This is a genomic window from Hymenobacter sp. J193 (genome assembly GCF_024700075.1).
GTDB lineage: Bacteria > Bacteroidota > Bacteroidia > Cytophagales > Hymenobacteraceae > Hymenobacter.
Genome location: NZ_JAJONE010000007.1, coordinates 106157 through 127921, shown reverse-complemented (window position 1 = coordinate 127921; position 21765 = coordinate 106157). Strand labels below are relative to the sequence as shown.

The following is a 21765-nucleotide window of genomic DNA, read 5'->3' as shown; positions in this document are numbered from 1 at the left end:
GAAGGTGAAACAGGGAAGAAAGCATATCAGTGGTTGTAGGCTTCGGCGCGTAGCTGCAGACCAAGTAAAGGCGGCAAATCCTTGACTTGCAGGATCACGGTTTTCCGCTCCCCCGGCAGCAAGGTAAAGTAGCCGGCCGAGTAAGTGGCGGGCAGCACGGGTCGGCCTTGGGTCGTCTGCAGGCTAAGCGCTACGGCCACGGCGGGTACAGTGCCGGGGTTGCTGACTTCGTAGGTCAGCGGGTGCGTATTGGCCGGAGCGGGCAGCAGGCGGGTTTGCAGCCGCGCGGCGGGCAGGGTGTTAAACACCTGAAAGTCGGCGCCGGCCACGTGCTGCCAGTACTCGTTTTCCGACACCACCTGCCCCTGCTCGTTAAGCAGCCGCAGGCGCGTCAAATACACCGGCGGCAAGGTAGCGGGCGGTGCGGGCGTAAAAACTGGCGTCAGCTGGTTGGCCGGGGCAAGCGCTACTGCGCGGGTTTCGGTGCTCAGTTGGCGGCCTTGGGCATCATAGCGGGCGTACTGCACCCGGGCGTGCTGCAGCGGCTTGAGCGTCGTGTTGACGATGACTACTTGCCCATCATCGAGGTTTTGCTGGATATGCACCGGCTCACAGGCTTTCTGCGCCCCGTAGTACGCCCCGTGGGTGGAGTAGTCGCTGGAATACAGCTGCCAGATCATGCTGGGCCAGGCCGGGTGGCTCATCCACAGCAGCACGCCGCTGGTGTTGCGCCACAGGCGGCTGTTCCAGGCCTCGAAGATGGCGCGGTGACTGTCGTAGTTCAGCAGCTGCACTTTCCGGGCAAAATCGTCGAGGCTGGCGGGCGCGCCGTAACGCCGGGCTACGTCGGCTAGATACGCGGGCTGCTGGTGCTCGGCGTGCAGGTCGTGGTAGTACCAGGCATCGGTGATGGGCCACTCATCCTCGGGCGGCAGAAACCGGCGGATGGCCGCTGCCCCAGGCACGGAAAAGGTGCCGATTTCGGTGGTGAAGCCCCGGGCGTTGTGGCGGAAGTAGTCGGCCGGGTCGTGGAAGTAGTGCCAGGGGCCGCTGGGGCGCAGGTTGAGGTTGCGGGAGTTGGGCTGGTAGTAGCGGGTGCCGTCGTCGTTGGCCACGAGCAGAGCCAGGCTGTCTTCCAGGGCCGCGGGGGCGTAGCCTTCGTTGCGGGGGCACCAGAGGGCAATGCTGGGGTGGTTGCGGAAGCGCCGCACCACGTCGCGGGCGTTGGCCAGGAACAGGGCGTTATCCGTGGGCTCCAGGTTATAGCCTTCGGTGGAAAGCCAGAAGTCGTTCCAGATAAGCTGCCCGTACTCGTCGGCCAGGGCGTAGAAGTCCTCCTCGGTACTTTCCCCGGTCCAGTTACGGATCATGTTCAGCCCGGCTTGCTGGTGCAGCTGAAAGTACGGCTCCAGCCGGTCGCGCGACACCCGCTTGAGCGCATCATCCATCCCCCAGTTGCCGCCCCGGCAGAAAATGCGCTGCCCGTTTACCTTCAGCACCAGGTAGGGCGCGGCGGCTGGTTGGGCCACCGGCAGCAAAGCCGTTTGGTCGGCTCCCGGGCGCAGGCGGGCCACGAACACTTCGGGCTCCACTTGCCGGCGGCTTGCGTTGTCGAACAGCACCTGCCCGGCCTGTGCCCGCAACGGGTTGAACTCCACCCGCTGGCCGATTTCGGTGGGCATGTCAACGGTCATTTCGTAGCTCAGCTCCCGCACCCCAAAGCGCACCGCTTGCGCGTCAGACGTAGTACCGTTGGCCTCCGTGACTGTAAGCGGCAGCATGTACATCGCGGGCCGACCATAGCCGTTGGGCCACCACAGCCGAGGCTTCGTCAGGCGTAGCGCCTCAAAGTCGGCAGCGCGGAAAATTACCTGCTGGCTACCCCTGGCCGGCACGGTCACGTGCTGGCTGAATGAGCGGCCTTCCAGCTGGCCCGTTACCGTAACGCGCTGCGCGCGGCGGCTGACGTTGTGCAGGGTGGCGCGCACGGTCAGCTCGGCGCGGGTCGTGTCGGGCAGGGGCAGGTCGGTAATGACCTGCGGATCGAGCAGTGTAACGGAACCAGTGAAGCGCAGGCGCACGGGCTGCCAGAGGCCGGTATTCCGGTCCCGGATGCCAGGCATCCAGTCCCAGCCTTCCGAGGCAATGAACGTGGGCCCATCCTGGGCCAGCACCCCGCCGTTGGGCCCCTGCCCGCTCCGGGCCGACTCCTCGTGCGGGCGGCCGGGGTGCGGCGGGGGCTGCACGCGCACCGCCAGCACGTTTTCCCCGTGGGCGCGGAGCAGCTTGGTTGCGTCGAAGCGGCCACGGCGGAAAGCACCCTTCATGGAACCCAGCCGGTGGCCGTTCAGCCAGATATCGGCCGCGTAGTTGATGCCCTCGAATACGAGCCAGGCCCGGCGGCCGCGCGGACCTTTTGGCGCCCGGAAGCGCAGGCGGTACCACCACGCCTGGCGGCTGAGCGTGTCGGGAATGGCCAGGTTATTCAGGCCAAAAAACGGGTCGGGGTATACGCCCTGCTCTACCAGCGTGGTCAGCACGATGCCGGGCACAGTGGCGTTGTACCAGCTGCCCGTATTCAGGCCCGGCCGGCTCACCTGCGCCGCCGGGGTACTGACATCGTTGGCCGAAGCCAGTTCCCAGCCCTCGTTTAGTTGAAACCCATCTTCCGCTAACGGCGTCAGCAGCGCCCGCGCGGGCACTTTGGCTTTGCGCACGGGCATCACCACGGCCGTGCGGGAGCGGGGCAGCGTGGCCGGGTCCTGGGGGGCGGTCAGGCCGTGGTTGAGCTTGCCTTGCTGGGCGTAGGCGGGCACCAGCAGCAACCAGCCCGCCAGCAGCCCGACACTTCGCTCCCAGGCGTTGCAGCGCCTGGATACACTCGCTACCATCAGCGTACGGCGGCTGAGCCGCTGGGAGTGGGCCCCGACGGGCCGGGGGCGGCTGGTGGCACGGGCGCAGAATGACGTCGGGCTGTGTGGCGCTGGGTCTTGCCGCTGGGCTTGGCCGTGAGGATGAGCACGCGCTCCTGCCGGGGGGCCAGCGTGAGGGTGGGAAGCGTGAGCGTGCCCGCCTGCCGCCGCAACCCGCTTACGGGCTGGTACTGCCGGCTGGTGGGCTCGAAGGATTGGGCCGTAAGCCCCCGGCCGGCCGGCTCGGGCAGGGTGGGCGCCGCGGTAATGGGAGCCAGGCTGGCATTGAGCAAATACACGAAATACTGGTCTCCGCAGCGCATGCCGAAGCTTTGCAGGCCGCCCGCGGCCACGGTAAAGGGCTCAAACTCGCCCTGGCCGGCGGCCAGCATCCGGTCACTGATGGCGCGCACGCCCCGGAAGTAGGGCGTCATCTGCTGGTCGTCGAACAGCTCCCACCACCAGGTCATGGGCAGAATGGGCGTGGCACTGAACAGGCCGTACCAGAGGCCGCGCCGATAGTCGTAGTTGAAACCGTCCTTGTAGGCGGGGTCGGCGTCTTCCCAGCGGTAGCCAAACTCGCCCACCACGTAGGGCTTGCCGTAGGTCTGAATATAGTTGGGGTAGATGGCCGGAATCTTCTCCGTGTGCTTGTAGATGTGCTTCTGGTGGAAGTCGAAGTAAGCCACCGCGTTCAGGCCCAGGATGTCGCGGTGCGAGATGCTGGTGGTCACCAGGTGCTGGTAGGGGTCAATGTCCTTGAGGTAGCGGCTCATCTCTCCGTGCCAGAGCGTAATGGCCTCGTGCGGAATCAGCACGCTGTCCTGCTGGGTGAAGGCAGCGTTGTCGACTTCGTTGAAGAACTCCCAGGCGGCAATATTGGCGCTGTAGCCCCAGCGGGCCACCACGTAGCGCAGCTTGTTCTTGTACTTCTCCCGCGCGGCGGGCAGGGTGAAAAACTCGGTGGGTGTGCGGGCCGGGCCCCCGTTCAGCTGGTTGTAGGGGCTGTTTTTCCAGCCGCCCTGCTCCATCAGGTGCCCGTGCCAGTCGAGGGTGAGCATGAAGTACAAGTTCAGCGAGTCGGTCAGACTCACCAGCTCATCCATGCGCTTGATGGCGCCGGGGTGGAAGTAGGCCGGGCTGTTGGCGTAGCGCCTGGTGGAGCTGACGTTCGGCCACTCCAGCGGCAGGTTCCAGTAGCACATCCAGGTGCGGAAAAAGTTGGCGCCGTTTTGGGCCAGGGTGGGCAGCAGGTAGTCGTAGGTGAACTTCTGGTCTTCAAACGAGCGTGACTCCCAGGCCACGTTCTCGCCCACGCCCCGAAACAGCGTCCCGTCGTCGAAGCGGAACGTGTACAGGTTGTGGGGGTGCAGAAAGCCCGGCTTGCGGCCCGCCCCGACCGAAAAGGGGCTAACGGTCAATTCCACGGTGCCGGCCTTGCGCGTCAGGCGAAAAATCCCGGCGTAGGATCCGGTTTCCTGGGGAGCAAACCGCGCTTTCCAGGTGGAGCCCGTGCCTTCGTTGCGCTCAAAGTAGCAGGGCAGCACCACGGGCCGGCCGGTGGGCGAGGTCAGCACCAGATCCAGCGTCACCTCGCGCTGGTCATAGGCATTGCGAAACTGCTCGGCCACCGTAATGTCCCACTCCGCCTTTTCGTACTGGCGCACGGGGGCCGTCAGCAGCCGCGCGCCTTGGAGTACGCCCTGGGCATAGCCCGGCCGGGCCGACAGCAGCGCAAGCAGCGTCAGCAGCAATAAACCGCAGTTTTTCATGAAAATATGTTTCTGGTTTCTAGTTGCTTGTTTCTGGTTGATCAACTAGCAACCAGAAACAAGCAACTAGAAGCCCTATCGTTTCGGCAGTTCGTCGCGAGTGAGCACGCGCGGGTCGCTGTAGAGGCGCTTGATGGTGTCCTCAGCGTTGTTTTCCTGCACCAGCTCGGCCCAGGCCATAAAGAACGTCCAGCGGGGCTGCTGGGCCAGCACTTCCGGGGTGGGCAGCTTGGCGCACTCCCCAATAGCCATGGGCTTGTCGCCCACGATGGGCAGGATGTAGTCGTACCAGGATTTGTCGAAGCCCTGGTCGTACACGTCGAAGGCAAACACGTCCCAGTACTGGGGGCCGGGGTTATAGGCGGCGAAGTCCCGGCTCATGTCCTGCATATCCCAGACCCAGATGAGGTTGGTCAGGCCCTTGGTGTTGCGCAGGTAGTCGTGGGTAATCTGGTAGAGGCGGGCCGTGCCGTTGGGGCCGGGGCGGCCGCCCCACCAGAACTTGCCCTGGTTCATTTCGTGCAGGGGGCGGAAGAGCACCTCCACCTTCTTGTCCTTGAGGTACTGCAGGTAGCGGGCCACGTCGTCCATGCGCAGCTTCCAGGCCTTGTTCAGAGGCGTGCCGTCGGTAATGAGCTCCGTCCACTGGGCATCGGTAAGCAGCTGGTTGAGCAGGCCGGGGTCCCAGCCGCAGGGCTCCCCGGTGGTGGGCGGGCAGGCGTGCCACATCAGGTTCACCACGGCCCCCTGCTGGTACTGGCGCTCGGCTTCCTTGATCATGTCCCAGCGGTGGTCGATGTCGCTCTGGGCAAACAGGAAGTCCCCGCTCCAGAGCGCGGGGTACTTGCCCGTCACGCGGTGCACGTAGTCGGTCCACTTGGTGGGCTCGGCGGTGGGCTCCTTGTTGTGCTGGCCCGAAAGCGTCTGCTGGCCGGAAATCTGCTGCAAGTAGGGCAGCACCCGCGGGGCCTGGGCCGCGCAGCTGGCCAGTAGGGTCAGATGCAGAAAAAGAAGCGTAGTGCGAACAACAGAATGCATGAACTGAAAGATGAGAAAGGACCGGAGAATAGCAGAACCCGGCGGGGAAAGTCGAAAAAAAGTTGGGCGCGGCCCCCGGCCCCGCCCAACCGAAAACTAGATTTTCTGGAGGGTGTACCAGGTGGTTTTGGCCCCGCCCAGCTCCATCTTGTTGCCCTCGCCGTTCCAGTCGATGTCGTAGGGCTGCACGTTGAAGGGCATTTTCATCACGGACTTGTCGAAACTGAATTCCAGCGTGGCCGTTTTGGTCTGGCCGGCCTGCCCGGGGTTGAAGGTGATGGTGTTGTCGGTGAAGTCCCGCACCCAGGTGCCCTGGCCCTTGGGCAAGCGCCGGAACTTGTAGCTGTAGTCGGTGCCCTTGAAGTTGAAGTCGGCGTACGCGTTGTCGGGGCCGGCCTTATGGTCGTAGGTGCCTTCCAGCTTGCCGTCGGGCTGCACGCCGGTTACCTTGAACTCGATGGTGTTGTCGTTTTCCTTGCTGGCATCGGCAATGTTGTCGGCCACTTTCTTGGTGCCGCTCCAGCCCCAGCTTTCCCCTTCGCCAATGAAGTACTGGAACTGCAGGTTAGTCACCTTCCACGTCCCGTCCATGTCCGACTCGTACTCCTTGATCTGCACCTTCCACTCCCGGGCCTGGCCGGTTTCGGAGGTCACGGAGTAGGTTCGGATGCCATTGCTGGCCGCAAAGTTGGTAGCCACCCCGGAGGCAGGGTCTACTTTGGCTTTGTAGGAGGTTTCGATGCGGGGAACCACGCTGGAAAGGTCGGTGCCCTTCACCACGTACACCGTCACGGTGCCCTCGGTGGGCGTGCGGGTAATTTCAGCCACCCCGATCTGGCCTTTGTCCAGGGTGAAGTTGGTGATGGCGCGCTCGTTGCTTTCCACGCCTTCAAAGGGGTCCTGGGTGCAGCTGTTCAGCAGCAGCAGGCCCGGCAGCAAACCGGCCCAGAGCCGGAAATTTACGGATATATGCATGGTGGAGGGTGATTAGAGGTTGGGATTCAGGTCCGTTTCCCGGGTCGGAATCGGGTAGAAGTAGGCGTTGCCGGGCTGGATGGTTTTGCCGTACTGCTGCACCAGCACCTGCTCCATCTGGTGGGTGCGGCGCAGGTCGAACAGGCGGTTGCCCTCAAAGGCCAGCTCCCAGGCCCGCTCCTGCAGCACGGCGGCGCGGAAGGCCGCCGGGCTCAGCCCCTCGGTTAGGTTGGGCAGGCCCGCCCGCTGGCGGATCTGGTTGATGGCGGCGTAGCCCTCGGCCGTGGGGCCGCTGGCCTCGGCAAAGAGCAGCACCACGTCGGAGTAGCGCAGCACCGGCGTGTTGGCGCTGGTTTGCTCGCCCACCTGCTTGGGGTCAAGGTATTTGCGGGTGAACGGGCGGCTGTAGCCGGTGATGCTGAGCGTGGTTTCCTTTTTGCCGATGTAGACTTTGGAGGGAATCAGCTCGGTTTTGCGCTTGTCGGTGTCGGCGAAGCTGTTGTAGATGGCCGGCTCCGTCACGAAATGGTTGTAGCCCGAGCGGACGCTGGTGCTGTCGTTGAGCTTGAACACGGCCCCGTCGATGTAGGGAATGAACATCAGCGGCAGCTTGGAGAAGTTGCCCTCCGAGAGGCCCGAGCGGTCCGTAGCCACGGCGAAGATGTGCTCGGGGCCGTTCTTCTTGTCCACGTCAAAAATGGCTTTCAGGTCCGGGTCGAGGCCGTAGCCGGCCCCGCCGCTGAGCACGTTGCCGGCGTAGGTTTTGGCCTGGGTGTACAGGGCGTCGGCATTGCCCACGAACTCGTAGCCGGGGGAGCTGGTGCTTTTGCCCGAGGCCTGGGTGAGGTACACCTTGGCCAGCAAGCCCCAGGCAGCCACTTTGTTGGCCCGCCCGTCGCGGCGGGTGGCGTCCATCAGCTCACTGGCTTTCTTGAGGTCGGCCTCAATCAGCGCGTAGATGTCCTGCAGGCTGGCTTTGGGGGAGTTGGCCTGGTCGAGGGACGTGACGGGCTCCGTTTTCAGGGGCACCTCGCCGAACAGTCGCACCAGGTTGAAGTAGTGCAGGGCGCGCAGGAAGTAAGCCTCGCCCACGATCTGGTTGCGGTTGGCCTCGCTCATGGCCGCAATGCCGGGCACGTTGGCAATGACGGCGTTGGCGCGGTTGGCCCCGATGTAGGCGTAGCGCCAGGCCGTGGTCAGCTCGGGGTTGTCGGCGCGCACGGCCAGCTTGTCGAACTCGAAGTTGCTGGCGCCGGCGTCGGGCTTAAGGGTGATGTTTTCGGTGGGCAGCTCCGTGACCAGGATGAAGTTGCGGGAGTAGTACTCAATTTCCGGCAGGATGGAGTAGGCGTAAATCAGCGCCGCGTTGGCGTCGGCCTCCGTCTTGTAGAAGTTGTCGGTGGAGTTGAAGCCGTAGGGCTCTTCCTGCAGGGAGCAGGCCGTGAGCAAAGCCAGCGCCCCGGCCAGGCAAAGTTGTTGGGGGAGTTTCATGGGGAAGGCAGTTGCGAAACTTAGATACCAAGGTTTACACCCAGCGAGAAGGCGCGGGGGCGCGGGTAAGAGCCCCACTGCTGGCCGTTGGCGGGCACTTCCGGGTCGAAGCCGGTGTGGTACTTGGTGAAGTTGTAGAGGTTGTTGCCCGAGAAGTAGATGCGCAGACTTTCAATGCCCTTCACGAAGTTGGACTTGAAGTTGTAGCCCAGCGTCACGTTCTGCACGCGCAGGAACGAGCCTTTGGTCACAAACCAGTCGGAGCCGTAGTAGGCGCGGTTGGCGTTTACGCTGGGGTACTCGTTGGTGGGGTTGTCGGGCGTCCAGCGCTGGAGCTGGGCGCTGGGTGAGAACTTGCGGAAGTCGAACACGTCGTTGCCCTGCACGCCGTAGAGCTGGGCCGAGAGGTCGAAGCCGTGGCTGCTCACGCTGGTGTTGAGGCTGTAGAGGAACTTGGGGTTGGGGTCGCCGATGATGGTGCGGTCCTTGTCGTCCACCACGCCGTCGCTGTTCAAATCCACGTACTTGATTTCGCCGGGCTTGGCCATGTCGCCCGTCAGGCCGGCGGCCTGGCCTTCCTCCACCGTCTGAATGATGCCGTCGGTTTTGTAGCCGTAGAAGACGTTGATGGGCTCGTTCACGATGAAGGCGTTGAGCGGGGCGCGCAGCATCTCAATGCTGCTGCCGTTCCACACAAAGTTGTCTTCGCCCATGCTCAGGAGCTTGTTGCGGTTGAGGGTGAAGTTGCCGCCCACGCTCCACTGCACCGGCCCTTCCAGGATGTTGGTGCTCATGCCCAGCTCAAACCCCTTGTTTTCAATTTCCCCGTCGTTGATCCACAGCCGGTCGTAGCCGGAGGACGGGGTGATGTAAGTTTGCCGCAGCAGGTCGCTGGTGCGCTTGTAGTAGTAGTCGGCGCTCAGCGTCAGGCGCTGGTTGAACAAGGCCAGGTCGAGGCCGGCGTTCAGCTGAGACGTGGTTTCCCAGCGCAGGTCGGGGTTGGGCACGCCCTCCCAGATCTTGTTGTAGCCGTCGTAGCCGAAGGTGCCGGGCCCGAAGCCGGTCTGGAACTCCCCGCCGGTGAAGTAGCGGCCCGAGCCCAGGCGGTCCAGCGTCTGGTAGGGGCTGATGCCCTGGTTGCCGGTCAGGCCGTAGCTCAGGCGCAGCTTGGCTTCCGTCACGGCGGACACGTCGCGCAGGAAGCCTTCTTCGTGCAGCTTCCAGCCCAGGGCCGCCGACGGGAAAAACGCCCACTTGTTGTTGGCTCCGAACTTGGACGAGCCGTCAGCCCGGCCGGTGAAGGTCAGCAGGTACCGGTCGAGCAGGGAGTAGTTCACCCGCCCGATAAAGGAGTTCAGCAGGGATTTGGTCTGGCCATTGGTGGCAAACTGGGTTTTGGCCGTGTTCAGGCTCTCGTTGCGTAGGGCATCGTTGATAAACCCGCGGCCCTCAAGCCGGGACGTGCGCACCGTGAAGTTTTGCGTAGTGTAGCCGGCTACAATATTTAAATTGTGCACGGTGCCAATATTTTTATTGAACGTGAAATAATTCTCATTCAATAATTCATTGCCATTGTAGTTATCAATTACGCCGTAACCATTAAATAAATAGCCGGTGCCGGTAATATCCCGGGGCTCGTACACGTCGCCCACCGAGTTGCCGTATTTATCACTTACCTGGGTGCGGAAATTCAGCCAGCTGGCAATATCCCAGCTCACGAACAGCGTGCCGAGCACATCAATGGTTTTGCTTTTATTCAGTACCTCATTGGCGTAGGCAATGGGGTTGCCAAAATCCCGCGGGCCAATCTTAAAGTAGGTACCGTCGGCGTTGTAAATCGGGAATACCGGGGAGCGGTCAGCCGACAAGCCCCCGCCGTTGCGCTGGGTGTGGGTCAGAATCAGGTTCACGCCGGTCGTCACATTGTCGAGCAGCTTCTGCTCCAGGTTCAGGCGGCCGTTGTACCGGTCGTAGTAGTTCTTGATGGCCAGGCCTTCTTCCCGGTAGTAGTTGCCGGACACCGAGAACTTGGTTTGCTCGTTGCCGCCGCTGCCCGTGAGCGTGTAGCTCTGGGAGAAGGGGTTGCGGTACACCTCATCGGGCCAGTAGGTGCGGGTCGGCCACTTGGGCTTGTTGGGGTCCTCGCCGCGCAGCTCGGCCACCGAGGGGTAGTAGGTGCCCAGGTAGTCCTGGCCGGTGAACAGGGGCGTGAGGCCCGCGTTCTGCCGCGCTTCGTTGTCGATAACGGCCACGTCCACCGGGTCCGACCACACGTCCAGCTTGCTGGGCAAGGTGGAAATGGTGTTCAGGGTGCTAAGGTTGATGCGGGTTTTGCCGGCCTTGCCTTTTCTGGTGGTCACCAGAATCACGCCGTTGGCGCCGCGGGAGCCGTAGATGGCCGCCGCCGAGGCATCTTTCAGCACCTCAATGCTTTCGATGTCATCGGGGTTGATTTGCTTGAGGTTGCCGGCCTCACCCCATGGGTAGCCGTCCACCACCAGCAGCGGGCTATTGGAGCCGTTGATGGAGCTGGCCCCGCGGATGCGTACCGTAGCGCCTGCGCCGGGCTCCCCGGACGGCACCACCACCTGCACGCCCGCAATCTTGCCCTGCAGCAGCTGGTCCACGGACGAGGCCGGGGTTTTGTTCAGGTCGCTGCCTTTCAGGGAAGCTACCGAGCCGGTTACGTCGCTCTTGGCTACAGTGCCGTAGCCAATGACCACAGCCTCATTCAGCAGATTGGCGTTTTCCAGCAGCGCCGCATCGGCCACGGCCAGGTTCTGGCCGGCTACTACCGTTATGGCCATTTTCAGGGTGTTGAACCCCACAAAGGAAATCACCAGGTTGTGGCTCCCGGCGGGCACATTCTGCACCGTGTAGGTACCATCGGCATTGGTAGAGCTACCGAGCGAGGTGCCCTCCACAAGGACCGTGGCACCCGGTATCCCCGCCTGCTTCTCGTCCAGCACGCGGCCGCTCACCGAGCCAGTCTGGGCGTAGGCCGTACCAACAGTCGCGGTACACGCCAGCACCAGCAGCAAGAGCAGCTTGCCGGCCAAGGCGCGGCACCCAAGCCCGGCGCCGGCTGGCCAAGAAATCCATTGCAGCCGCGGTTGCGGGCTGCGGTGTGGGAAAGGGTAGTGTTGTCGCATATGCGTAGGATCAGGTGTTTTTAAAAAGAGTGGGATTTACTTCAGGCAGAAAAAATATCATCATCTAGGGTATAGTATTAACTGCGGCAAAAGCTGATACTTTATTTATTGGCTTATCTAATCCTTGGTTATAAATAATACTCAAATTTATCAGCCTGTTAACCAAGTAAATAATACTTTTTTATCAATTAATTATCACAATAAAATAATTGCCGTTCATAAACCACTTTTCTCTTATAGTAGCGAGCTAAGACGATTTTAAATTCACTCAATCGATTCCTGGTAGTCCGCACACGATTGCACTAAGCGGGCACTGATTCCTTTAGCAGGTGCAGCCGGGCCGCTTCCTTTTTGCAGCGCTCAATGACTTCCAGACAGGCCCGCATATTGTGGTAAGGGCACTTCCAGAAGCCGACCTTGTCCTGGTGCGTCATAGGCTGATAGTCGGCCTCTACGCCCCAGTGCCACTCCCCCTGGGCATAGTCCAGCAGGTGCTGCTGGGCAAAAAGCCAGGCCCGGCGCGAGTGGCGCAGCATCAGCTCGTCCTGGCTCAGTTCATAGGCATTTAGAAATCCCACCATCGCCTCGGCACTCACCCACCACTCGCGGTGCAGATCTAGGTGGCCGGTGCGCCGGTTCAGCTCGTGGGGCAGGCTGCCGTCGGGCAGCAGGGCCGCCGCCGTGGCCTGGGTCAGGAGCCGGCCCGCCGCGTTTATCGGCGTCAATAGGTCCTCATCGCCCAGCACCTCGGCGGCCTCGCGCAGCAGCCAGGCGGCCTCAATGTCGTGCCCGTAGGATTCCAGCTCGGCTACGGGGTGCCAGTCGGCGGTGAAAAACAGGCGCAGGTGCCCGGTTTCCATGTCTACGATGTGGCGCAGAAACGTGGAAAGCAGGCCGCGCAGCTGCGCGCCCAGCCCGGCGTCCGGCCAAACGCGGTACAGGTTGGCGTAGGCTTCCAGCACATGTAGGTGGGTATTCATGGTTTTGGGCGCTTGCAGGTCCTTCTCACTTAGGCGCATATCGGCCAGCGGCTCGCCCCGGCGGCCAAAGGCCTCGAAGTAGCCGCCGTGCCCGGGGTCGAAGCTGTGCTGCTCAATCCAGCGAAACAGCTCCTGGCTTACCTGCAGGGCCAGCGGGCACTGCGTGGCGCGGTGGTATTCGCTGAGCCCGTAGATGGCAAAGGCCAGGGCGTAGATCTGCTTGCGCGTGTCCAGGGGCTGGCCCTGGGCATCGAGCAACCAGTAGATGCCGCCGTACTCGTGGTCGAGGAAATGGGCCAACAGGTAATCTAGGGCCCGGGCGGCCGCGGCGCGGTGCTGTTCCTGCCCGGTATGCCGGTACACGGCCGAAAACGACCACAGGATGCGGGCCTGCAGAATACCCCCCGACCAGCTGTGGCATCTACTTCACCATTGCTGTGCATGCGGCCAATGAAGTTCCCGGCGGGGTTTACCGCCTTGGTCAGCCAGAAATCCGTGAGGCGCGCCAGCTCAGCTTCGGCTTCCTGCTGGTAGGCAGCCAGCTGCTGCAAGCGTACCTGGAGGGTGTGCGGGCTCATACCGTTACGCCGTTATAATGCGGGGTGGCTGTACGCGGAGCGCGGTTCAGGTACGCCTGGTTCTGGTCGATGAGGTTGTTGATCTGGCGGACCGAGGCGGCGGAGCTAAACTCATCGGCGGGCGTGTGCAGGGCGTAGTCCACGAGCTGCTCCACGGTGGTGGTGGCTACGTGGGTGCGGGTGTCGGAGGAGGCGTAGTAAATGAACACGGTGCCGTCCTCGTCCAGAATCCAGCCGTTGCTGAACACCACGTTGGACACGTCGCCTACCCGTTCCTCGCCTTCCGGGGCAATGAAGTAGCCGCCCGGCTTGTGCAGCACCTTGGCCGGCTCCTGCAGGTCGGTCAAAAACACGTACAGCACGTAACGCAGGCCGGCCGCCGTGTTGCGCACGCCGTGAGCCAGGTGCAGCCAGCCCTGGGCTGTCTTGATGGGTGCGGGGCCCTGGCCGTTTTTCGCCTCGTACACTGTGTGGTACTGCTTGCCGTCCACAATCCACTCCTGGTCGACCACCGCGTTTTCCATTGAATCGGTCAGCCCGAAGCCGATGCCGCCGCCGGCGCCCGCCTCAATAAAGCTGTCCTGGGGCCGGGTGTAGAGGGCGTACTTGCCTTGCACAAACTCGGGGTGCAGCACCACATTGCGCTGCTGAGGCGAGGGCGTGCGCAGGTCCGGCAGCCGCTCCCAGGAAACCAGGTCGCGGGTGCGGGCAATGCCGCACTGGGCCACGGCCGCCGATTCGTCGCCGGGACGGGCGGCGGGGTCTTTGCGCTCGGTGCAGAACAGGCCGTAGATCCAGCCGTCCTCGTGCTGCACCACGCGCATGTCGTACACGTTGGTGTCGGGCTCCGCGGTTTTGGGCATGGTGATGGGCCGCTCCCGGAACACGAAGTTGTCAAGGCCGTTGGGGCTTTCGGCCACCGCAAAAAAGGATTTGCGGTCCAGCCCTTCCACCCGGGCCACCAGCAAGTATTTGCCTTCGTGCTTGATGGCGCCGGCGTTGAAGGCGGCATTAACGCCCAGCCGCTCCATCAGGTAGGGGTTGGTGCGGGGGTTGAAGTCGTAGCGCCAGCTCAGCGGTACGTGGGCGGCCGTGAGCACCGGGTGCTGGTAGCGGGTAAAGATGCCGTTGCCCAGGGGCTGTGGCTTGTTGGGGCGGGAAAGCAGCGACGACTGGTGGTTTTCCAGCGCGTGGAGGCGTTGTTGAAATAAGTTTTCCATCAGAAAACGACTGGGTGAAGCGAGTCTTATTGCTTGGTAATCTTGAGAGTATGCACCCGCTGGGCGCTCTGCACGCGCAGCAAATACAGGCCGGCGCGCAGGCTGGCCAGCGGCAACCGGCGGGTGCTGCCGGAGCCGGCGAAGGTGGCCACTGTCTGGCCCGTGCTGGTGAGCAGGGTGAGCTGGGTAGCGGCCGGCCAGGCGGCGCCCAGCGCTACCGTGAGCTGGTCGGTGGCCGGGTTGGGGTAGGCCTGCACGCGCAGGGCGGGGTCGGTGGCTTCGGCCGCGGCGGTGGCCACGCTGCCGTACACGGCCAGCTCCCGGATGGAGAAGCCGTAGGCCGTGCCCCGCGCCGTGCCGCGCAGCTTCAGGTAGCGGGCCGAGGCGTTCAGGTCCGTGTACTCGTTGAACAGGCTGGTATTGCCGGCTACTTTGCGCAGCGAGGTCCAGGTGGTTTGGTCGGTGGAAGCCAGCAGCTCGAAGTCCTTGCCCAGGGCCGTTTCCCACAGGATGGTGAGGTAACTGAGCAGGTAAGTGGCCCCGAGGTCCACGACCAGCTCCTGCGGGTCGGCGTAGAGGGAGCTCCAGCGGGTGGTCGGGTCGCCATCCACGGCAAAGCGGGCCTCATTCGGGGCCTCGGTGGAGGACACCGTGACCGGGCGCTGGTAGGCCAGATTGCCCGCGTTGGGGGTAGCAGCATTCCAGCCGGGCATTTCTTCCCGCGTCAGCACGTTAGCGGCGGAGTACAGGGCCTGGAGCTGGGCGGGGGAATTCTGGGAGAACACCAGCTCCGACCAGCCCATGAAATAGGTCCACTTAGGCTGGGCCAGCAGCTGGGCGGCCGTGGGCAGCTGGCCCAGCTCGCCGATGGCAATGGGCTTGCCGGCCGCCACGGCCAGCATGGCCTCGTACTTGGCCGCGGTCAGCCCGTCCCCGTTGTAGAAGTCCAGCGAAGCCACGTCGAAGTAGTCGGCGCCGGGGCTGTAGTCGGTTACGTCGGCGGGCAGGGTCGGGAAGTCCTGGATGTTCCACACCCACACGATGTTCGACAGGCCCTTCGTGTTGCGCAGGTAGTCGTGGGTTATCTGGTAGAGCTTGCGGGAGCCGTTGGCCCCGGGCCGGCCGCCCCACCAGAAGGCGCTTTGGTTGGTTTCGTGCAGGGGGCGGAAAGCCACTTCCACGCCTCTGCTTTTCAGGTACTGAAAGTAGGGCACCAGCTCATCAAGCCAGGTTTTCCAGCGGGTGTTCAGCACGGTGCCTTCGGTGACCAGGGCCGTCCAGTCGGCATCGGACATGGTGCTGGTCACGCCGCCCGAAAACTGGCAGGGCGACACGTTCTGGGCGGGGTTGCAGGCGTGCCAGGTCAAGGTAACCAAAGCCCCCTGCTGCCACTGCTTTTCCGCTTCCAGAATCATCTGCCACCGGTTGTTGTACTCCTGGAACAGGAAGTCCCCACCCCAGAGGCCGGCATATTTGCCGGTGGCAAACTGCAACTTGTCGGTGTAGAACGTGGGCTCATTCAGCGGCTCCTTGTTATGGATGCCGCCGATGGTTTTCTTGCCGGATATGCTGTACAGGTAGTTGAGCGACTTGAGCGGCGTTTGGGCCGCGGCACTCCCGGCGGCCAGCAGCAACAGCGCCGCCAGCCACTGCCGGGCTGGGCGGACAGTAGAAAAAAATGTAGAAAAAGCAGGCATGGGATGGGAGTTCAGAAAAGCGGGCAGAGTAGCAACCGGCTGATACTATTTTGCAGCTCCCCGCGCGGGGGAGCTGCAAAACGGGCTGAAAAACGTTTGCGGCAGGCAGCAGTAATTTCCCCTTACCCTTGTGCTGCCGGGGCAAACGCCATAATCAAAGATACCTGGTGCCCGCCCCGCCGGTGTAATGAATTCTTAGCGTTGTCTGGTAGAAAATTAACCCGTCGAAACCCGTCACTTAGTAGTCCGACAGGCGGTTCCACCAGGTCTTTTTCAAAATCACCACTACCACGGCCAGGATGGCCAGCGCCACGAGCATCGGCACCTTCTGGGAAAGCAGCAGGTACATGGGCAGGATGGTGAGGCAGAGCTGCGCGATAATGCCCAGCACCACGTTGAACATGTTCAGCCGGAAATTGCGGTTGGGCTGGAACGCGAGGTCTTCGGCTACCACCAGGGCGTTGATCGGGCCCCAGAAGCCCCAGGGCCGCACGTTGCGGTAAAAGGCCTTGAGCACTTCCACGTCGGTAGGCGGCGAGAGGTAAGTCCCAATTACCGAGCCCGCCATCGACAAGGCAAACAGCACGGGGAAGAAGTAGAGAAACTCCACACCCTCAAAAAACCGCGAGGCCACCAGCGCCGACACAATGCCGGTGAGCATGCCCCAGAAAAAGCCGGTGGCATTAAAGCGCCACCAATGCCACTTAAGCACGTTGGACGCAATGTAGCCCCCGTACAGCGCCGATACTATCCACTGCAGCACGCTGTTCACGTCCCTGGCCAGAAAGCCCAGCAGCACGCCCACGGCCACTACCACCACGCCCACCAGGTAGTTGATGGACATGATTTGCCCGGTGCTGGAGTTGGGGTTGATGTATTTCAGGTAGATGTCGTTGACGATGTAGGCCTGGGCGGCATTCACTGTGCCGCTGAACGTGCCCATAAAGGCGCCCAGCAAGCCCGTCAGCACCAGGCCCATCAGGCCCACGGGCAGAAACCGGTTGATGGCCTCAGGCAGAATCCGCTCAAAGTCCATGGTGCCGTCGGGCGCTACCAGGTTCATCTGGTCGTAGTACAGCAAGCCCAGAATGGTGAGGCCCACGATAAGCGAGTAGCGGATGGGCAGCAGAATAATGGACACGAACCCGCTCATCTTGCTGGCCTCTTCGGGCGAGCGGGTCGAGAGAATCTTCTGCATGTCGTAGTTGGGCGCGGGGCCGGCCAGGGAGGCAAACACGCCCTTAAAGGCCATCATCATAAAGAAGATGCTGAACAGGGAGTACCCGTCGCTGTCGATTTTCTGGTTGACCTGCCCGATAATGCGCGACCAGTCGAGGTCGAGCCGCTGCCCGAAAAACGGGTTATACCAGCCATCCGGCACGTTCAAGGTCTTGCCCTGCAGCTCCAGGTAGGCAATGACGGCAATAGCCAGGCAGGCCACCGTCATGATGGCGTACTTGATCAGGTCGCCGAGCACGATGCTGTGCATGCCCCCGATGATGGAGTAGAACATGGCAAAGAGCGTGAACACGATGCCGTACATGTGCGGCACGTACTGCGGGGCCACGGCGAAGGGCACGTAGTCCTTTACCAGCGTCCAGGGCACGAAGATTTCGATGAACTTGCCCAGCCCCACGAACCCGTAGGCCAGAAAGCCCAGGCAGCTGAGCAGCGCGAAGGCAATAACCACCTGGTGGGAGGCCGCCACGCCCGGCCCGCGGGTGCCAAAGCGCGTGGCCAGCCACTCGGCCCCGGTAGAGGCGTTGGAGCGGCGCAGCCAGCGCGAGAGGTACATCATCAGAAACACCTGGTTGAACACCGGCCACAGCCACGGTATCCAGATGCTTTTCATGCCATACACAAAGCAGAGGCTCACCATCCACATCGTGCCGCTGATGTCGAACATGTCGGAGGCGTCGCTCAGGCCGAGCTTGTACCAGGGCAGGGTTTTGCCGCCGAGCAGGTAGCTGTCCTTGTCTTCGCGGGCCTTTTTGCGGTACCACAACCCAATGAAGACAGTGGTGAGCAGGTAGGCAGCAATGATGAGCAGGTCGAGCAGATGTAGACGCATACAGGAATGGTGGGAGGTGAGAAACGCAGCGGGTAGAACACCCTTGAGCAGGTGGTGCCAACCTGCCTGCCGAATAGATCCAAAAGTACCGTGCCCTCCACGCCTTTATTAATGATGTTTTAGCATAATCAGATACTTAAATAGCCTAGCACAGGATCATGTCTATTAAATATGGCCTCTATATCCTCTATTAGGTGTTTTTATGGTCAGCAGCGCCTGATACATGGCAGATACTATCTTATCAAAACCTTGTAGTTTTAACGCATCCCACTACTGTTTTCTCCCATGGCCCACCAGATGATGCGGGAAATAACCCCGCTGACGCAGAACGACTGCTTCATGATTTTCTCCCGCGTCAAGCAGGAGTTCAACTTCCCGCTGCACTACCACGAGGAGTTTGAGCTGAACCTGATTGTGAATGCGGCCGGGGCCAAGCGCATCGTGGGCGACCATATCGAGGTAGTGGAGGACCTGGAGCTGGTGCTGGTGGGGCCCAACCTGAGCCACGCCTGGTTTACGCACCAGTGCCAGAGCCAGGAAATCCGGGAAGTCACCATTCAGTTTCACAAGGACCTGCTCGACGAGCGGTTCCTGCGCCGCAGCCAGCTCAACTTCATTCAGAAGATGTTTGAGAATGCGCAGCGGGGCATCCTGTTCTCGCGCGAAGCCACGGAGCGCATCCGGGACCGGATCTTGTCGCTGGAGCGCAAAACCGGCTTCGACTCGGTGCTGGAGCTGCTTTCCATCCTGCACGATCTGTCGGCCTCACGCAACATGCGCATCCTCTCGGACTCCTCCTTCACCAACGACCGGCTGCACTATAACAGCCGGCGCATCGAGAAGGTATTTGAGTACATGAACGCCCACTACAGCCGGCCGGTGACGCTGGCCGAGGTGGCCAAGGTGGCCAACATGCCCGAGGTGTCGTTCAGCCGCTTCATCAAGAAGCGCACCGGCACCACGTTTATCGACAGCCTCAACGAAATCCGCCTGGGCCACGCCTCCCGCATGCTCATCGACACCACCCACAGCGTGGCCGAAGTAGCCTACAAGTGCGGGTTCAACAACATCTCCAACTTCAACCGCATCTTCAAGAAGCGCAAGAACTGCACGCCCAAGGAGTTTCGGCAGAGCTTCTCGGGCACGCGCCTGTTTATCTGAGCTGGGGCTTAAGCCTCGCTCAACCTCCTAATTCTTATCGTTTTATTGCCAATTTTTAACGACCTGGCGGGCTCGTTGCTTTTTTCCGGTTGATTGGCAACACCAACCGCCTACCGGCCGGCCCGCTTGCTGTGAGCGGCGCCCTGGCCCCGCCCTATTGCTTACTGCCACCTGACCAGCCGTCCCCCCTTCCCGGGCCGGTGCGGGCCGCGCTTTGCCTGATTTTAGGTGCCACGCCATTCTGCTCTGTCCCTTCTTTTCCAACCCACCAATTCACTTACCATGTTCAACCTCAAACTCTGCGGGGCAATGGCTCTGCTGCTGCTGGCCGGCACTCAGGCGCTGGCCCAGACTTCCTTCAAAAGCCTGAATTACCTCTATGCCAACGCCGGGCAGCGCACGGTGGCGGGCCAGCACAACCGGGAGCCCAACTCCTCCCCTGCCGTGCAAACCAACCGTATCTACTCCATCACGGGCCAGTACCCCGGCCTGTGGAGCGGAGACTTCCTGTTTGCGGGCTCCGACGTGTCGAACCGCTGGACGATGATCAACGAAGCCAAGGCGCAGTGGGCCAGCGGGGCCATCATCAACCTGATGTGGCACGCCTGCCCGCCCACCCAGCCCGAGCCTTGTCAGTGGGAAGGCGGGGTGAAAAGTTACCTCAACGACAGCCAGTGGAACGAGCTGATTACCAACGGCACCACGCTGAACAACAACTGGAAGGCCCGCCTCGACGTCATTGCTACCTACCTACAGGACCTGGAAAACAACGGGGTGGAAGTGTACTTCCGGCCCCTGCACGAAATGAATCAGGGTATTTTCTGGTGGGCCGGCCGCCCCGGTGCCAACGGCACGCGCCGCCTGTTCCAGCTTACCCGCGACTACCTGCGCAACACCAAGGGCCTGACCAACCTGATCTGGGTCTGGGACCTGCAGGACTTCAGCTCCCTGTCCTCCGACCTCACCAACTACAACCCCGGCAGCGCCTACTGGGACGTGCTGGCCCTGGATATGTACTACTCCGATGGGCAAGGCTACACCACGGCCAAGTACAATGCCATGGTGAATGCCTCAGGGGGCAAGCCCATTGCTATTGGCGAGTGTGAGGTGCTGCCCTCGCCCAGCCTGCTGGCGCAGCAGCCCCGCTGGGGCTTTTTCATGGGCTGGGCGGAGCTGGTGTTCAACCCCAATTCCAACTCTAACACCAGTATCCAGAATACTTACTTCGCCAGCAACGTGCTGGTGCGCGGCGAGATGCCCGGCTGGGGCGGCGCCTCGCCCACGGCGCCCAACCTGGCCTACAACCGCCCGGTAACCGTATCGTCCTCGGAAAACACCACCCACACTGGCCCCAAAGCCGTGGACGCCAACGGCACCACCCGCTGGGCCAGCGCGGCGGCCAACAACCAGCACATCATCGTGGACCTGGGCGCTACGTACACCATCAATCGGGTGCGCCTGGCCTGGGAGGCCGCCTACGCCCGCGACTACCAGGTGCAGGTTTCCACCAACGGCACCACCTGGACGACGGTTAAAGACGTGTGGGGCAAAGCATCGGCCGCGGCCGACGACCACACCGGCCTCAGCGCCCCGGCCCGCTACGTGAAGGTGTACTGCATCAACCGCGCTACCACCTACGGCTTCTCCTTGTTTGAATTTGAGGTGTATGGCGCGGCTAGCGGAGCACGCGCCCTGTCCACGAGCACGGCCCGGAGCGCAACCGAGCCGCCTGTGCAGGTGTACCCCAATCCGGCCACCGACCGCCTCACGCTGCGTCTGGCCCCGGGCTGGGAACATAGCCAGGTAACACTATTCGACAGCCAGGGCCGCCAAGTGCTGCAGGAGTACACCGGCGGGCCGCAGCACAGTTTGCGCCTGGCGCATCTGGCAGCGGGAATCTACCAGGTCTCTCTCACCAATGGCACTTACCGCCAGACACGGAAGTTTACCAAATTGGAATAGCAGACTGCGGCGTTATTTTCATACTGCCGATGCGGTTTCTTACCATCGATGTTGGCTTAGTCACCTCTCTTGAGCTGCAAAACACAGGAGCCGGCCCACCTCATACGGCACGCTACAGCTAGCCTGACCACCGCAACACCAATTGTATCGATCGAAAATGAAGCAGCCCAAGACCTCCCGGGGACTTGGGCTGCTTGCCGCCGGAAGGTGGCTTATGCTGGCAAAGCGAATGGGTATGCAAGCCATATTTTTTTGGTGACGGAAAGCTGACAGAACCTGCGTCGGTTAGCCCGCTGGGTCTGAAATGAAATGCGAGAAAGTCAGTATGAAAAAAATTACTATCGACGCTGTGTTACCGGGCGCAACAATGCCGTAGTTTTGCAGTATGCTTCAACCCAAAAATCTGTTGATGAAGCGTGGGACCCTGCTCAGCGAGGAACCGCGAGTGGCCCGAGAGGTCTTCGCCGCCATCGATTCTCTCGATTTTGCCTCTGCTTTTTCCATTGTCTTTTCTGGGTGTTACTTCGCTACCGTTTCGGATTCCGAAACGGTTTTTTTATGTCCGTTGAGTTCGTGGGCTGCCGCCCGGCCACCGCTTCATACCGCTCACGGACACCTCTACCCCTTTCCTCAACCGTGACTGCTGCCACCAGCGCCTCGCCCCATACCAACAGCTCGTCTCTCCGTCATGGGGAGTGGTAGACTAAGACTTCATTCTGTTCTTTTTAGCTAGACGACCCCACTTTCCTCAACTCC

Annotated in this window: 13 protein-coding genes; 3 read left to right on the top strand and 10 right to left on the bottom strand. The window is 61.9% G+C overall.

The genetic code is table 11. The features are described from left to right. Window positions 1-26 precede the first annotated feature (26 nt). The 7 genes from LRS06_RS25175 to LRS06_RS25145 form a co-directional block, all read right to left on the bottom strand. Window positions 27-2891 (bottom strand): sugar-binding domain-containing protein, encoded by a 2865-nt coding sequence (locus tag LRS06_RS25175; RefSeq protein WP_257873898.1) that lies wholly within the window; start codon window positions 2889-2891, stop codon window positions 27-29. Further along, window positions 2891-4684, bottom strand: coding sequence for a DUF5060 domain-containing protein (locus LRS06_RS25170; protein WP_257873969.1), 1794 nt, complete (start codon window positions 4682-4684; stop codon window positions 2891-2893). Before LRS06_RS25170 ends, LRS06_RS25175 begins: the two co-directional genes overlap by 1 nt. A gap of 75 nt (window positions 4685-4759) precedes the next feature. Then, the gene (locus tag LRS06_RS25165) at window positions 4760-5722 is read right to left on the bottom strand and encodes a glycoside hydrolase family 26 protein (RefSeq protein WP_257873896.1); all 963 of its coding nucleotides are present in this window, start codon (window positions 5720-5722) and stop codon (window positions 4760-4762) included. 96 nt (window positions 5723-5818) lie between these two features. Continuing rightward, on the bottom strand, window positions 5819-6697 hold the full coding sequence (locus LRS06_RS25160; RefSeq protein WP_257873895.1) for a hypothetical protein: 879 nt from the start codon (window positions 6695-6697) through the stop codon (window positions 5819-5821). 12 nt (window positions 6698-6709) lie between these two features. Then, the gene (locus LRS06_RS25155) at window positions 6710-8188 is read right to left on the bottom strand and encodes a RagB/SusD family nutrient uptake outer membrane protein (protein WP_257873894.1); all 1479 of its coding nucleotides are present in this window, start codon (window positions 8186-8188) and stop codon (window positions 6710-6712) included. A 20-nt stretch (window positions 8189-8208) separates the two neighbouring features. Next, entirely contained in the window at window positions 8209-11340 is a 3132-nt protein-coding gene (locus LRS06_RS25150; protein ID WP_257873893.1) for a TonB-dependent receptor, read from the bottom strand. A gap of 302 nt (window positions 11341-11642) precedes the next feature. Beyond that, the gene (locus tag LRS06_RS25145) at window positions 11643-12683 is read right to left on the bottom strand and encodes an AGE family epimerase/isomerase (protein ID WP_257873892.1); all 1041 of its coding nucleotides are present in this window, start codon (window positions 12681-12683) and stop codon (window positions 11643-11645) included. A 74-nt stretch (window positions 12684-12757) separates the two neighbouring features. On the opposite strand from LRS06_RS25145, the gene LRS06_RS25140 reads away from it, so the two are divergent. After that, window positions 12758-12916, top strand: coding sequence for a hypothetical protein (locus LRS06_RS25140; RefSeq protein WP_257873891.1), 159 nt, complete (start codon window positions 12758-12760; stop codon window positions 12914-12916). Here LRS06_RS25140 and LRS06_RS25135 read toward each other — a convergent pair. The 3 genes from LRS06_RS25135 to LRS06_RS25125 all read right to left on the bottom strand — a co-directional run bounded on the left by LRS06_RS25135 (window position 12895) and on the right by LRS06_RS25125 (window position 17886). Beyond that, window positions 12895-14118 carry a glycosidase gene (locus tag LRS06_RS25135; protein ID WP_257873890.1) on the bottom strand — a complete coding sequence of 408 codons (1224 nt, stop codon included), beginning with the start codon at window positions 14116-14118 and terminating at the stop codon, window positions 12895-12897. The two genes, LRS06_RS25140 and LRS06_RS25135, sit on opposite strands and share 22 nt — an antisense overlap. 26 nt (window positions 14119-14144) lie before the next feature. Next, window positions 14145-15815, bottom strand: coding sequence for a glycosyl hydrolase (locus LRS06_RS25130; protein WP_257873968.1), 1671 nt, complete (start codon window positions 15813-15815; stop codon window positions 14145-14147). Window positions 15816-16053: 238 nt separating this feature from the next. Beyond that, window positions 16054-17886, bottom strand: a complete 1833-nt coding sequence (locus LRS06_RS25125) for a sodium:solute symporter family protein (protein ID WP_257873967.1) — start codon at window positions 17884-17886, stop codon at window positions 16054-16056. A gap of 285 nt (window positions 17887-18171) precedes the next feature. On the opposite strand from LRS06_RS25125, the gene LRS06_RS25120 reads away from it, so the two are divergent. Continuing rightward, window positions 18172-19047: an AraC family transcriptional regulator gene (locus tag LRS06_RS25120; RefSeq protein ID WP_257873966.1), complete on the top strand. Its 876-nt coding sequence runs from the start codon at window positions 18172-18174 to the stop codon at window positions 19045-19047. 282 nt (window positions 19048-19329) lie between these two features. Beyond that, on the top strand, window positions 19330-21009 hold the full coding sequence (locus LRS06_RS25115; RefSeq protein WP_257873965.1) for a glycosyl hydrolase: 1680 nt from the start codon (window positions 19330-19332) through the stop codon (window positions 21007-21009). Window positions 21010-21765: the final 756 nt, after the last annotated feature.